A 14,468-nucleotide genomic window follows, 5' to 3' on the forward strand; every position below is an offset into this window, starting at 1 on the left:
GCCGCGGTGCGACGGGGAGGCTCACAGAGACTTGACGATGTCGGCGTCAGGGACGCCGAACCGGCTTTAGTACTTGGCCGTCAGCTGGATGCCGAAGGTGCGCGGCGTGTTGAAGTTGCCGTAGTCGCCGAGGGTGTTCCGGTTGGACGGGTCACGACGGTAGACATACTGCTCGTCCAGCAGGTTGCGCGACCAGACCGAGATTTCCAGCGAGGGCGCGCCGGGCGCCGTCTGGATGTCGGTGATGGCGACGCGGCCGTTCACGATCAGGGACTGGTCGTTCTTGATCGCGAACTGGTCGAAGCTCTGGGTGGCGTCGGCGTAGTTGACGTCCAGGTGAGCCTTGAAGGTCGCGCCCATCAGCGGCGTGTCGAAGTCGGCGGCGGCGCTGAAGGCGTTTTCCGGGGTGTAGGCGATGAACACCTGCTGCAGGACGCCGTTGAACGGGTTGACCGTGTCCGGGATCTTCGCGTCGGTGTAGGCGTAGGAGGCCGACAGACGCAGGTTCTCGGTGGCCTGGAACTGACCTTCCAGCTCGGCGCCGCGGATTTTCGTGGTGCCGGGGGCGTTGATGGTTTCCAGGGTGTTGCGGGTCGAGGCGCCGACCACGGTAACCAGGCTGAAGTCGATCTGGCTGTCGGTACGGTCCATCGCATAGACGGCGGCGTTCAGGCGCAGACGGTTGTCCAGCAGGTCGCTCTTCAGACCCAGTTCGTAGGCCTTGACCTCTTCCGGATTGAACGAGCGGTAGGTCAGCGAGCGCGAGGAGGCGCCGCCGGCGCGGTAGCCGGTCGAGTATTTGGCGTAGACGTTGATCTGGTCGGAGACGTCATAGGCCAGGGTGACCATCGGGTCGAAACGCTTGACCGACGAGGCGAACGTGAAGTTCGTCGCGGCGTTGTTGACCGTGGACAGGACGCCGTCCTTGTCATCCCAGGTGTAGCGGCCGCCGACCGTCAGGTGCAGGGCGTCCAGACCCGTCGGGGTCCAGGTCGCCTGACCGTAGACGGCCTTCGATTCCGAATGGGCGGTCGAGGCGCGGTCGATCGAGCGGAAGCCGCGGATGGTCGGGGTCGGATCGTTGATCGTGTAGCCCGTGCCGTCGGCGTTCCAGCGGTTGGTCGACGGGGTCGCCGCGTCGTCCGAGACGGTTTCCTTGAAGTAGAACAGGCCGCCGACGTAGTCGATGCTGTCACCCAGCGAACCGACCGCCTGGAGCTCCTGGCTGAACTGGTGCTGCCAGAAGCCGGCCAGCGAGTAGCGGCTGAAGTTGGCGTTCGGGCCGACGACCGGCGGACGGTGGGCGCCGGCGATGTTGTCGTACTGTTCGACGTCGACTTCACGGTAGGCGGTGATCGAACGCAGCTCGACGCTGTCGTTGGGACGGTACGACAGGTGCAGGTCGGTGCCGCGGGTGTCGTCGACGCTGTACTGCTGCGGCACGCCGATGTCGGCGACGCGCATCACGCTGGTGCCGTTGACCTGGACGATCGGGGCCAGGGCGCGGATCGAGCCCGACGGAACAGTGGCCGAGGTGAAGGGCACCACGGTCAGGTTGTTCGGGTTGAAGTTCAGCAGCTGGCTGTAGAACGGGGTGTTCTTGTCCTTGCCGATGTCGGCGGCCAGGTCGGCGGTGAAGTTGTCGGTCGGGGTCCAGCGCGTCTGGACGCGCAGGCCGCGGCGGTCGTATTCGCCAAAGCCCGTCTGACCCGGCAGCGGGTTCTTGGTGATCGGACCCTGCACCGAGATGACGCCGTCAACCTTGAAGGCGAAGTCGTTGAACGACGGGAAGTTGACGTGCAGTTCGGAGTTGTAGGAGCTGTAGTTGCCGACGCCGGCGACGGCGCGCATGCCGAACTCGCCGGTGGGCTTGCGGGTCACCATCGAAAGCGCGCCGCCTTCGGTGTTGCGGCCGAACAGGGTGCCTTGCGGGCCCTTCAGGACTTCGACGCGTTCGATGTCGAGCAGGGCGGCGCCGAGGCCGTGCTGGCGGGCCAGGTAGACGCCGTCGACATAGACGCCGACGCCCTGTTCACGGGCGGGCTGGTTGGCGTCGTTCGGGACGATGCCGCGGATGCCGATGGTCAGGGCCGACTGGCGGGCTTCGAACGTCTGGACGCGCAGCGAGGGGACGGCGCCGTCGGCGAGGTCCATCAGGCTCTGGACGTGGCGGTCGGCCATGGCCTCGGCGTTGACGACCGAGATCGAGATCGGCGTGTCCTGCAGATTGGTTTCGCGCTTCGTCGCGGTGACGACGATGTCATCCAGAGCGGTCGTCTGCTCTTCGGCAGCCGGAGCGGTCTGGGCCTGGGCGAAGGCCGGGATAGCAGCAGCCATGAGAGCGCTGCCCAGCAGAAGCTGGACGCGCAGTTTGTTTTGGCGGTTCATTATTGTCCCCTGAGTGAGGACGCCAAAACTAGGGCGGAATTGTTTTGCTCAGTTCACAGGTCTGAGACAGGCAAATGTATTCTCCGTGACGCGGAAATGTACGACGCGTGACGCGCCCGTGTCCCGATCATGTCGGTTTTGATACATCGGGCGGCTGCGACCTCATGCCGCGACCTCATAAGGACGAGCGTTCGCGATCCAGGCCCGCGCCGAGGCCGAGGGCCCGTGCCGACGGCTCCCGCCCACCCTACGGCGAGTTCATTTCGCGGCCTCAATCCTGACCCAATTCGCTACGCATGTAGCGCTACAAATGTAGCGAACCTTGCGAGGGACCTGTCATGATCGAGACCCTTCCCCGGCGGGAGCGCGAGGTGTTCGAGACCCTCTGTCGGCTCGAGGCCGGCGCCGTCGCCGACGTCCGCGACGCCCTGGCCGACCCGATCAGCGATTCCGCCGTCCGCACCCTGCTGGCCCGGCTGGAGGCCAAGGGGCTGGTGGCCCGGAGCCAGGCCGCTACCGGCGTCGTCTATCGCCCCGTGCCGCGCACGGACGCCGTCGCGGCCGGGGCCCTGCAGAAGATGATCGACACCTTCTTCGCCGGATCGGCCGCCAGCGCCGCCACCGCCCTGCTCGGCCTCGGCCAGCGCCTGACGCCCGAAGAGGCCGCCGCCCTGGAGCGCGCCATCGACGAGGCCACCGAGCGCAAGCAAGGCGGCCGGTCATGACCCTGGCCCTCTTCCTTTCCCTGCTGATCAAGTCCGGCCTCGTCGCCGGCGCCGGTCTGGCCGCCTCCCACTGGATCGGCCGCCGGGCCGCGGACCGCGTCGATATCCTGCGCGCCACCGTCTGCGTGCTCCTGCTCCTGCCGGTCATCGCCGCCCTTCTGCCCGCCCTGTCCCTGGCGATCCTGCCGGCGCCCCAGATCGCACCACAGGTCCCGCCCGCCGCCGCGGATCCGCTCTGGGCCGGGCAGATCGGTCCCGTCGCGGGTGTCGAGGTCTCCGGCGCCCTGCCGCCGCCGTCCCCGGCCCTGATCGCCGCCGCGATCTGGATCCTGGGCGCCACAGCCGTCGCGGGCCGCTTCCTGCTGGGTCTGGCCACACTCGACCGCTGGACGCGCGAGGGCCGCACCGTCACCGCCCCGGCCTGGCTGACCCCGCTCGCCCGTCTTGCGCCCGCGCCGCGCCCCCGACTGGTCAGCAGCGACCGTCTGTCCAGCCCGCTCAGCTGGGGCGTCTCGCCCGGGGTCATCATCGTCGATCCGGCCAGTCTGGACGCCGCCGAGACCGCCCCGGCCGTCCTGGCCCACGAACTGGCCCATCTGAAGCGCAGGGACTGGGTCTTCCTGATCCTGTCGCGGCTGGCGGTGGCCCTGTTCTGGTTCAATCCGCTGGTCTGGCGGCTGCACGCCGTCCTCGCCGCCCGGTCGGAGGAGGCCGCCGACGCCGAAGCCCTGCGGAACGTCGACGCCTCGACCTACGCCCGCGCACTGGTCCGGCTGGCCGCCTGTCCGCCCTCTCTCTCGCACGCCGCCACCCCGATGGCGGCAGACGCCCGCACCCTCAAACGAAGGATCGCCTGCATCATGACCGCCTCGCCGAACCGCCGCCGCCCCTTGACCGTCGCCCTGACCGTCGCGGCTCTCGCCGCCGTCGCCACCCCGCTCGCCGCGCTGGAGCTGCGCGAGCACGGCTTCGAAGCTTCGCCCCTGCCGCCCCTGCCTCCAATCCCGGCCGTCGCCGCCATCGCGCCCCTGCCCCCGCTTCCGCCGATGGCTCCGCTGCCGGATCAGGACGCCCCGGGCGTCCCGCCGACGCCCCCGGCGCCGCCCGCCCCGCCTGCCGCGCCCGTCGCCGCGCCTGAGAGCTATGAGTGGTCCAGGGTCTCTCCTCCGGCTCCCCCTGCCCCTCCGGCGCCCCCGTCCGCGCTCCGGGCGCCGCCCGCCCCTCCGGCCCCGCCCGCTCCCCCGGCCCCGGGCCGCGTCTTCAGCTACAGCTCCGGTAACGGCTACAGCTACTCGATCAGCCGCGAGGCCACGCCCGAGGAGCAACGCGCCGCCGTCGAGGCCCGCGCCCAGTCCGCCCAGGCCCGCCAGCAGGCCAATGTCGCTCGCCAGCAGGCCGCCTCCGCCCGCGCCGAAGCCGCCCAGGTCCGCGCCCAGGCCAGGGCGGAGGCCCGCGCCGTCGCCGCGCCTCGGGCTCAGGCCGAGGCCCGCGCCCAGGCCGACGCCGCCCGCGTTCAGGCGCGCGCCGCCATGGCCCGCTCCGACCAGGCCCGCGCCGGCGCCGAGATCGCCCGCCAGCAGGCCACCCGCGCCCGCGCCGACGCCCGGGTCCAGATGGGCCGCGGTGCCGAGGAGATGCGGCGTGGCGCGCGCGAGATGCGTGAGGAAGGCGTGCGTCTGCGCGACCCCGCCTATCGCGCCGAACAGATCGCCAGGAACCGCGAACAGGGCCGCACCGTCACCGATGAGCGGTTGCAGGAGCTGTCGCGCACCTTGCCGGAGCGCGCCGATGAGATGGAACGTCGCGCCGACGAGCTTCAGCGCCAGGCGGCCAATCCAGCCTGACAGCCTCTAGAAAGGCGTCTGGGACCGGTCGGAAATCGCGTTGCGGGCCTGGGTCTGGGCCAGGTCCTGGTTCGGCGCCAGGCCCGTGATGATCTTTCGTCCGTCCTCGTCGATCACCGTCCAGACCCAGGGGCCGGCGCCCGGCGCGCCGGTGTCCTCGGGCTGGATGGAGTAGGACAGAAGCGCGGCGTCGACGGGCAGATCCATGCCTCAGCCTTTCCGCGAACACGAGACCGCCGACGCCGCAAACGGCGCCGCGATCAGGCCGGAAGCTGTCAGCGCCCCCCTCGACATGATGACAGGATAGCGCCGGTCGGCAGTCCTTACCAAGTCGTAAATACGCCGGTTTTCCAAACTCATCCGGACACGGCGCAAGCCTTCGGTCGGCCTTGGCCGAAACCTCGCCCAAAAGCCTCACCCAAGGTCGGGGCCAAAGCCGTCCGTTGACGCGCCGCAGCAAATCTGGCGAAACAGATGCGCGGGCGGGAAACGGCCCGTTTTCCCCTTCTCGCCTCAGGTCGAGAGCGAACGCGCCCCGCCGGACGACACTTCCCCCATGGCCCCCTCGAACATCAACAAGCTGGGACACCGGATCGGCGCGCGCGGCGGCCGCACCCGGGCCTCCATCCTGACCGCGACGCGCCGCCTGCTGGACAGCCGGCATCTGGGTGAAATCCGGGTCGCCGACGTCGCCTCCGAGGCGGACCTGTCGCCGTCCAACTTCTACACCTACTTCAAGACGGTCGAGGAGCCTGTCCTGGCCCTGTGCGAGGACTGCGCGACGGACTTCCAGGTTCTGGCCCGGCATCTGGACGGGGACTGGTCGGGCGAGAACGCCTTTCTCGCCGCCCGCGCCTATGTCGTCGACGTCCTGGCCTTCTGGCACGAACACGGACCGGTGCTGCGCATCGAGCACATGCTGGCCGACAAGGGCGAGGCGGGCTTCATCGAGAGCCGGGTAAAGCGTCTGCGCCGGGTTCACCTGGCCTTCGAACGCCGTATCGCCCAGGCCCACTCCACCGGCTATCACGCCAAGGGGCTGGACCCGCGCCTGACCTCCTATCAGGTCGCCAATCTGGTCGAGGCCATGGCCGACGGCTTCGAACTGCTCCGGCGCGGCGACACCCCGCCCGAGGCCATCATCGACACGACCGCCCATATCGTCGTGAAGATCGTCACCGGGCGTTGATCGGGGCCGCTCGCTAGAGCCCCAGCGGTCCGTAGATCCACGTCAGCCCGGCGCCGATCGCCAGCAGGGTCCCGAACGGCAGCCGGTCCGCCCCGCTGACCGGCCGGCGCATCAGGAGCCGCCCCAGCACAAGGCACAGGGCGACCACACAGGCCCACAGCAGGACGCTGGGCAGGCCGGTCACGCCGACCCAGGCGCCCGCGCCCGCGAACAGGATCGGATCGCCCCCGCCCAGACCATCGCGTTTGCGGACCCGCCGATAGAGCCAGGCCATCAGCCACAGCAGGACGAACCCCATGACCGCCCCGACGATCTGGGCGAGCGGTATCCCCCGCGCCAGCAGGCCCGAGGCGACCAGTCCCGTCCCGATCAGCGGCAGGGTCAGGATGTCGGGCAGCCAGAAATTCTCGGCGTCGACCACGGCGATCAGCAGCAGTTGCCAGCCCAGCAGGGCCGTCGCCCCGATCAGCAGCCATGAGCCGCCCATCATCGCGGCCGGGGCGGCGCCGTGCAGCACGGCCCATACCCCGATCGCGCCCGCCGCCAGTTCGATCAGCAGATAGCGGATCGAGATCGCCGCTCCGCACCGCCCGCAACGGCCGCGCAGGATCAGCCAGCTGATGACCGGGATCATCTGCCAGGGCTTGAGAGGCTCATTGCAGCCCAGACAGCGGGACCGGCCCGCTACCGCCTCGTCGTCCCGCGCCAGCCGCAGGCTGACGGTCGCGATGAAGCTTCCGACGATCAGTCCGAACAGACCCGACAGAACGGCCGTGGCGGCGACAAGCGGCATGGACGAATCCGGCGCCGCGCCCTGTGCGGCCTTCCGGGCTTAGCCCCCGACCGCGCCCCCGCCAAGGGCGACCGCCACGTGATAGGTCACGAACGAGGCCAGATAGGCCAGGCCGAACATGTAGGCGACCATCACCCACATCCAGCCCCAGCTGTTGGTCTCGCGCTTGACCACGCCCAGGGTCGCCACGCACTGGGGCGCGAAGACATACCAGGCCAGGAAGCTGAGACCCGTCGCCAGCGACCACTGGGCGGCGAGCGTGGCGCCCAGCAGACTGCCGGCGCTGTCGGTATCGGCGACCGCATAGACGGTGCCCAACGCCGCCACGGCGACCTCGCGCGCGGCCATGCCGGGCACCAGGGCGATGACCATCTGCCAGTTGAAGCCGATGGGCCGGAAGATCGGCTCCAGCGCATGGCCGATCATGCCGGCGAAGGAATAGTCGATCGCCGCGCCGGTCGCGCCCTCGGGCGGATAGGGGAAGGTCGACAGCACCCAGATCAGGATCATCAGCGGCAGGATGATCCGCGCCGCCCGCTCCATGAAGATCCGGGCCCGGACCCACAGGTTGAAGCCGACGCTCTTCAGGTCGGGCATCTTGTAGGTCGGCAGCTCCATCATGAAGGGCTCGACCGCGCCCCTCCAGAAGATCTTGCGGATGACGAAGGAGACCGCCAGGGCCGAGACGATGCCGGCGGCATAGAGGCCGAACATCACCAGCCCCTGCAGATTGACGAAGCCCCAGACGGTCCGCTGCGGGATGAAGGCGGCGATGATCAGGGTGTAGACCGGGATGCGCGCCGAACAGGTCATCAGGGGGGCGACGAGGATGGTGGTCATCCGGTCGCGCCTGGCATCGATCACCCGCGCGGCCATGACGCCCGGAATGGCGCAGGCGAAGCTGGACAGAAGCGGGATGAAGGCCCGGCCGTGCAGGCCCGCCCCGCCCATGATCCTGTCCATCAGGAAGGCCGCCCTGGCCATATAGCCAAAGTCTTCCAGCAGGATGATGAAGGCGAACAGGATGACGATCTGGGGCAGGAAGACCAGCACCTTGCCGACCCCGGCGATGACGCCGTCGACCAGCAGGCTCTGGACCAGCACCCAGACGCCGGTGTCGGGGATCAGGGCGCTGACCCCGCTGCCCAGCAGGGCGAAGCCCGCGTCCATCGCGTCCATCAGGGGCGTGGCCCAGGTGAAGACCGCCTGGAACATGACGAACAGGATGGCCAGCAGGATGACCAGGCCGGCGACCGGGTTGAGCAGGACAGCGTCGATCTTGCCCGTCAGGGTGTCGGGCCGCTCGGGCGGACGCACGCAGTCGCGCATGATCTGTTCGGCGCGGCGGTGGGCGGCGCGGATCCCGGCGGCGTCCGGCGCATGCCAGCCGCCGGTCGCCGGTTCGTCGCGCGCGGCGGTCAGGGTCAGGCTCTCGACCTGCGAAATCAGCTCGTCGACGCCGCGCTTGCGCGTCGCCACCGTGGTCACGATCGGCAGACCCAGTTCGGCCTGAAGCTTCTCCAGATCGATGCGGAGGCCCTGGCGTTGGGCGATGTCGTACATGTTGAGCGCCAGCACCATCGGCCGCCCGACCTGCTTCAGCTCCAGCACCAGCCGCAGCACGAGGCGCAGATTGGTGGCGTCGGCGACGCAGATGATGGCGTCCGGCTCGGCCTCTCCGGCCAGCTTGCCGAGGACGGCGTCGCGGGTGACCTCCTCGTCCGGGCTGCGCGCGCGCAGGGAATAGGTGCCCGGCAGGTCCAGCACCGACAGGCTGCGGCCCGAGGCGGAACGGATGATCCCCTCCTTCCGCTCGACGGTGACGCCGGCGTAGTTGGCGACCTTCTGATGGGCGCCGGTCAGGGCGTTGAACAGGGCGGTCTTGCCCGAGTTGGGATTGCCGACCAGGGCGACCCGGGCGGGGCGAACGGCGATGTCCATTATTCGGCGGCTTCCGCGATGTCGTCGCCGAGGCGAAGGGTCAGGCTGGCGGCCTCCTTGCGGCGCAGGGCCACGCGCATGTCGTCGACCTTGACCGCGATCGGATCGCGCCCGAACAGCCCCTCATGGATCAGCTCGATCCGCGCGCCCTCGACCAGACCCAGCTCCAGCAGGCGCCGTTCCAGCTCGGTCTCCGCCGCCTCGTGATGGCAGTGGGTCCCCACGGAGGTAATGACGCCGCGATCGCCCACTCGGGCCTCGCTGAGCTTGATGATGTTGGACATTCAGGACCACTCGGAACGCGGATGCCGACGACAGGGTAAAGGTCGCCGTATCTGTGACTGATTATCAGGTGCGATACCATGGCGTCCATAGGTCAAGCCGTCCGATTGCACACGGCCGCGCTTGCGCTATCAGGGTTTCCGACAGGCGGGAGACGACCATGCGGCGAATGATCCTGGCGGGCGCGATGCTGGCGGCCCTCGGCGGTTGCGGATCGGGCGAGAGCACGCCCGCGGCGCCGCCCGTGCCGGTTCCGCCGCCCCTGACCGACGCCCAGCGCGCGACCATGCTGGCCGCCCTGCCCGCGCCGTACAACACGGCCGATCTGGAGCACGGGGCCAAGGTCTTCGCCCGCTGCAAGGCCTGCCACACGGCGACCGCCAACGGCCCGAACATGACCGGCCCCAACCTCTATGGCGTCATCGGCCGGGTCGCCGGGACCCATCCGGGCTTCAACTATTCCAAGGCCGTGAAGGGCGCCGGCTTCGCCTGGGACGACGACCACATCGACCACTGGCTGACCAACCCCCGCACCTTCCTGCCCGGCAACAAGATGACCTTCCCCGGCCTCCCCGACGCCGAGGACCGCCGCGACGTCATCGCGTATCTGAGCGTCGAGGCGGCCAAGCGCTGATCCTCCCCCGTCGGGGGAGGTGGCGCGGCGCGCTTGCGCCGTGACGGTGGAAGCTCGCCGCGCACACGGTGTCCGGGGTTGCCCCCTCCACCGCTTCGCGGTCCCCCTCCCCCGTTGGGGGAGGACTACTCAGCCGCGTGCGGGACCGGGTCGTTGGCCGTGGCTTCCTGGGCTTCCCACTGTTCGATCTTGCGGGCGGTCCATTCGGGCGACTTGGTGAAGCGGGCGAGCGCGCCGTAGATCACCGGCACCACGAACAGGGTCAGCAGGGTCGAGAACATCGCGCCGGTGAAGATCACCACCCCGATGGTCTGGCGGCTGCCCGCCCCCGCCCCGTGCCACAGCACCAGCGGCAGGGCGCCGAAGGCGGTGGCGATCGAGGTCATGATGATGGGCCTGAGACGAAGGGTCGAGCTTTCGATGATCGCCTCGCGGATCGACCGGCCCTGGTCGCGCAGCTGGTTGGCGAACTCGACGATCAGGATGCCGTTCTTGGCCGCGACCCCGATCAGGATGATCAGGCCGATCTGCGAATAGATGTTCAGGCTGGACCCGGCCATCAGCAGGCCGAACAGACCGCCGGCCGCCGCGAGCGGCACCGTCAGCATGATCACCGCCGGCGTGATCCAACTCTCGAACTGGGCCGCCAGCACCAGGAAGACCAGCAGCAGGGCCAGGCCGAAGGCCGCGCCGACCGCACCGCCCGCTTCCGCCTGATCGCGTGCCGCCCCGCCCCACTGGATGGCCACGACGCCTTGCGGCTGTTTGGCGACCTCGGCGTTCAGGAAGGCCACGGCGTCGGCGATGGTCTCGCCGGGGTTCAGGTCGGCCTGCAGGCTGATTGAGCGCTGACGGTCCAGACGGCGACGGTCCGGGGTGTCGCCACTGGTCTTGGTGTCGACCACCGACGACAGGGGGATCAGGGTCCCCGATCCGGTCGAGACATAGAGCCCCTCCAGATCGCCGACGCCCGACCGGTTCACCCGGTCCGTCTGCAGGATGACGTCGTACTCCTGACCGCCACGGATGTAGGTCGTGGCCCGGCGGGAGCCGAACATGGTCTCCAGCGTCCGGCCGATCTCCTGCGAGGAGACGCCCAGGGCCGCCGCCTTCTCCGGATCCACATCGACCAGCAGGCGCGGGGCGTTGGGCTCGTAGTTCAGGCGCGGACGCGAGAAGCCGGGGTGCTCCAGCGAGGCCGCCAGCACCGGCTGCAGCCAGCGATAGATGTCCTCATATTCCGGCCCGGTGACGATCATCTCCACCGAGTTGGAGGAGCCGCCGCCCCCGCCGCCGCCGCGCTGGAAGGCGCCCGGGATCGAGGCGTTGACCTGGGCGCCCGTCTGGCCGCGCAGCTTGCCGTTCAGCTCCTGGGCGATCTTGTCGGCGGGACGGTCGCGCTCGGACCAGTCCTTGAGGATCAGGGTGGCGTTGCCGGAGTTGTAGCTGCCGCCGCCGAAGCCGGGCGAGGAGATCAGATAGCTCTCGACCTCGCCGTCTTCCTTGTACTGGGCCAGGATGGGCTCGAGGCCGAGCATGATCTTCTTCGTATAGTCGAAGCCGGCGCCTTCCGGCCCCTGGACCCGCACCTGCACCCGACCGCGGTCTTCCTGCGGGACCAGTTCGTTGGGCAGGACGAAGAACATCCCGACCGCCCCGCCCCCGACCACCAGGATCAGGGCGATCACGCCGATGACGGCGATGCGGCTGCCGACCAGCAGGTCCAGCGAGGCGCCGTAGCTGTTCTTGAGCACATCCATCGCCTTGTCGACGCGCTGCGCCACCCAGCCCGAGCCGGAGGCCGGCTTCAGGATCTTGGACGCCAGCATCGGCGACAGGCTCAGCGCCAGGAAGGCCGAGAAGGCCACGGCCGCCGCGATCGCCGCCGCCAGCTCGACGAACAGACGGCCCACGTACCCGGGCAGGAACAGCAGGGGCGCGAACACCGCCAGCAGGACGATGGTCGTGGCCACGACGGCGAAGAAGACCTGGCGTGCGCCCCGCTCGGCCGCGACCAGCGGCGGCTCGCCGTGGTCCAGACGGCGCTGGATGTTCTCGGTCACCACGATGGCGTCATCGACCACCAGACCGATGGCCAGCACCAGGGCCAGCAGGGTCAGCAGGTTCAGGGAGAAGCCGAGCGGCGCCAGGACGATGAAGGTCGCCAGCAGGCAGATCGGCGCCACGATCGAGGGGATCAGGGCCGCCCGCAGGCTGCCGAGGAAGATGAAGTTCACAAGGGCCACCAAAGCCAGCGAAATGCCGATGGTGATCCAGACCTCGGAAATGGCGTGGGAGGTGAAGACCGAATTGTCCGAGCCGACGACCAGTTCGGTCCCCGGCGGCAGGCTGGCCTGCATGTCGACCAGGGCCTTGCGCACGCCGTCCGAGATGGCGAGGTCGTTCGACTGGGCCTGACGAGTGACGCCCAGACCGATCTGGTCCAGCCCGTTGCCGCGGAACAGACGCCGCGCCTCGGCCGGCGCTTCCTCCACCCGGGCGATATCGCCCAGACGGGTCACATAGCGGTTGGCGCCGATGATCGCCCCGGTCGAACCCGAGGTCGACGGCTGGGTATTGGCGTTGGTGGTGGTCAGGGTGCTCGCGGTCGGCGCCGAACCCGTCGTGCCGATAGGCAGCTGGGCGAAGTCCTCGGCCCGGGCATAGGTGCGGGCCACCCGGACCGTATAGTCCTTGTCGGTCGATTCCAGCGCACCGGCCGGAAGTTCGACGTTCTGGGCGTTCAGGGCGTTCTCGACCTGGGTCACGGTGATGCCGCGCGCGGCCATGGCCCCGGCGTTCAGCCAGATGCGCATGGCGTAGCGCTGCTCGCCGAAGATCTGCGCCTGGGCCACGCCGGGCACCGTCGCCAGACGGTCCAGCAGATAGCGGTCGGCGTAGTCGGTCAGCTCCAGCCGGTTCATCGTCGACGACCGCAGGAACAGGATCATGATCGGCGAGCTGTCGCTGTCCGCCTTGGACACTTCCGGCGGATCGGCCTGTTCGGGCAGACGGCCGACGACCCGGGCGACCCGGTCGCGCACATCGTTGGCGGCGTCGTCGATATTGCGGTCCAGCGAGAACTCGATGGTCACGTTCGAGCGGCCGTCGCGGCTGGACGAGGTGATCCGCTCGACGCCCTGAATGCCGGCGATCTGCTGCTCCACCGGCTCGGTGATGCGGTTCTCGATGACCTCGGCCGAGGCCCCGGCGTAGCTGGTGCTGATCGAGACGACCGGCGGGTCGACGTCCGGCAGTTCGCGCACCGGCAGGAAGAAGAAGGCCGCCGCGCCGATGACGCACAGCACGATGGCGGCGACCGCCGCGAAGACGGGCCGCCGGACCGCGACGTCGGAGAGCATCATCGTGCGGCGCCCTGGGCTTGACCCTGAGCCGGAGCATGACCGCCCGCGCCGCGTGCGCCGCCGCCCCGTCCGCCGCCCACGGTGACCGGGGCGTTGGGCTGGATGCGGTTCAGACCGCCGCCGACGACCTTGTCGCCCAGGCTCAGCCCCGAGACGATCTCGACGAAACCGCCCTCGACGGCGCCGGTCTCGACCTCGACGCGCTGGGCGGTGGAGCCGCGCTGGCCCTTGGCGATGCGATAGACGAAGGCGCCCTGGCCCTCATACTGGATGGCGGCCTCGGGCACGGCCGGGCTCTGGCGCTGGCCCTGGGCCACCGCCACGCGCATCAGCATGCCGGGGCGGATACGGCCGCCGGGATTGGGGAACTCGGCCCGGGCGGTGACCGCGCGCGTGGCTTCGTTGATGCGGGTGTCGATCAGGGCGATGTGGCCCTGGAAGGCCTGACCGCCATAGGCGTCGGCTGTGGCGGTCAGGGGCAGGCCCGGCCGCAGCACGCCCAGATACCGCTCGGGCACCGGGAAATCGACGCGGATCGTATTGGTGTCGTCCAGGGTGGTGATCACCGCGCCGGGATTGATCAGGGTCCCCGCCGTGACCGTCGTCAGGCCCAGGGTCCCGGCGAAGGGGGCGCGGATCATCCGGTCGCCCAGCCGGGCCTCGGCCGCCGCCAGCGAGGCGCGCGCCGTCTCCAGCGTGGTCTCGGCCTGTTCGGCCGTCATGCGCGGTGCGATGCCCTTCTCGGCCAGCTGGCGATAGCGTTCGGCGTTGCGCTCGGCCTGGGTCACTTGGGCACGGGCCTCGATGATGCCGGCATCCTCCTCGCGGGCCTGCAGCCGAACCAGGGGCGCGCCGGCGGCGACGCGCTGGCCGTCGCGGAACAGGACCGCGGTGATCAGTTCAGTCGAGTTGGAGGTGATGTTCACCGACCTCTGGCCCCGCGCCACGCCCAGAACCCGGATGGTGTCGCTGAAGGACCGCGAGGACACGGTCGCCTCCGACACCTGCTGGCCCCGGCCGCCGCCGCGACCGCCGCCGCCGCCCGGACCGGCCTTGCCGGCCCCTTCATCCTTGGCGAAGGCGACGTGCAACACGGCGGCCAGGACCATGAGGCCGAGCATGACGCCGGCGGCGACAAGGAAGAAGTGGCGTTTGATCACGCAGGAACTCTCGGGAGCCGTGGGGGGACGGACGTCTGATGACTTTTCAGGCGGGCACGGACATAGCCGGTCCTGCGGTCGAGGCAACTAAAGTCTCTGTAACGCTCGACGTTCGTAACTCCGTCGGTCGCGAATGTCGCAGTCGGG

The 14,468-nt window shown here is 69.6% G+C and carries 11 protein-coding genes; 4 read left to right on the forward strand and 7 right to left on the reverse strand.

Annotation, left to right across the window (positions count from 1 at the left end):
- Positions 1-66: 66 nt before the first annotated feature.
- Positions 67-2,388, reverse strand: coding sequence for a TonB-dependent receptor (locus ACW172_RS00655; RefSeq protein ID WP_492033276.1), 2,322 nt, complete (start codon positions 2,386-2,388; stop codon positions 67-69).
- Between the two features lie 338 nt (positions 2,389-2,726).
- On the opposite strand from ACW172_RS00655, the gene ACW172_RS00660 reads away from it, so the two are divergent.
- On the forward strand, positions 2,727-3,113 hold the full coding sequence (locus ACW172_RS00660) for a BlaI/MecI/CopY family transcriptional regulator (protein WP_492033277.1): 387 nt from the start codon (positions 2,727-2,729) through the stop codon (positions 3,111-3,113).
- Complete coding sequence (locus tag ACW172_RS00665; protein ID WP_492033278.1) at positions 3,110-4,957, forward strand: M56 family metallopeptidase; 1,848 nt, start codon at positions 3,110-3,112, stop codon at positions 4,955-4,957. Before ACW172_RS00660 ends, ACW172_RS00665 begins: the two co-directional genes overlap by 4 nt.
- A 6-nt stretch (positions 4,958-4,963) precedes the next feature.
- On the opposite strand, the gene ACW172_RS00670 is transcribed toward ACW172_RS00665, so the two are convergent.
- On the reverse strand, positions 4,964-5,164 hold the full coding sequence (locus ACW172_RS00670) for a hypothetical protein (protein ID WP_492033279.1): 201 nt from the start codon (positions 5,162-5,164) through the stop codon (positions 4,964-4,966).
- Positions 5,165-5,513: 349 nt separating this feature from the next.
- Between ACW172_RS00670 and ACW172_RS00675 the strand changes: the two genes are divergently transcribed.
- Positions 5,514-6,146 carry a TetR/AcrR family transcriptional regulator gene (locus ACW172_RS00675; protein ID WP_492033280.1) on the forward strand — a complete coding sequence of 211 codons (633 nt, stop codon included), beginning with the start codon at positions 5,514-5,516 and terminating at the stop codon, positions 6,144-6,146.
- Between the two features lie 13 nt (positions 6,147-6,159).
- Here the strand turns inward: ACW172_RS00675 and ACW172_RS00680 are convergent, their stop codons facing one another.
- Genes ACW172_RS00680 through ACW172_RS00690 form a run of 3 tightly spaced genes read right to left on the reverse strand, consistent with a single transcriptional unit; the run spans position 6,160 to position 9,164 of the window.
- Complete coding sequence (locus ACW172_RS00680; protein ID WP_492033281.1) at positions 6,160-6,939, reverse strand: prepilin peptidase; 780 nt, start codon at positions 6,937-6,939, stop codon at positions 6,160-6,162.
- Between the two features lie 39 nt (positions 6,940-6,978).
- Positions 6,979-8,880: a ferrous iron transporter B gene (gene feoB / locus ACW172_RS00685; protein ID WP_492033282.1), complete on the reverse strand. Its 1,902-nt coding sequence runs from the start codon at positions 8,878-8,880 to the stop codon at positions 6,979-6,981.
- The gene (locus tag ACW172_RS00690; RefSeq protein WP_492033283.1) at positions 8,880-9,164 is read right to left on the reverse strand and encodes a FeoA family protein; all 285 of its coding nucleotides are present in this window, start codon (positions 9,162-9,164) and stop codon (positions 8,880-8,882) included. The genes feoB and ACW172_RS00690 overlap by 1 nt, the downstream gene beginning before the upstream one ends.
- Positions 9,165-9,322: 158 nt before the next feature.
- Between ACW172_RS00690 and ACW172_RS00695 the strand changes: the two genes are divergently transcribed.
- Positions 9,323-9,796 (forward strand): c-type cytochrome, encoded by a 474-nt coding sequence (locus ACW172_RS00695; protein WP_492033284.1) that lies wholly within the window; start codon positions 9,323-9,325, stop codon positions 9,794-9,796.
- A 125-nt stretch (positions 9,797-9,921) separates the two neighbouring features.
- On the opposite strand, the gene ACW172_RS00700 is transcribed toward ACW172_RS00695, so the two are convergent.
- Positions 9,922-13,158 carry an efflux RND transporter permease subunit gene (locus tag ACW172_RS00700; RefSeq protein WP_492035031.1) on the reverse strand — a complete coding sequence of 1,079 codons (3,237 nt, stop codon included), beginning with the start codon at positions 13,156-13,158 and terminating at the stop codon, positions 9,922-9,924.
- Complete coding sequence (locus ACW172_RS00705) at positions 13,158-14,321, reverse strand: efflux RND transporter periplasmic adaptor subunit (protein ID WP_492033285.1); 1,164 nt, start codon at positions 14,319-14,321, stop codon at positions 13,158-13,160. Before ACW172_RS00705 ends, ACW172_RS00700 begins: the two co-directional genes overlap by 1 nt.
- Positions 14,322-14,468 lie beyond the last annotated feature (147 nt).

This window comes from Brevundimonas sp. ALps5 (assembly GCF_058681645.1).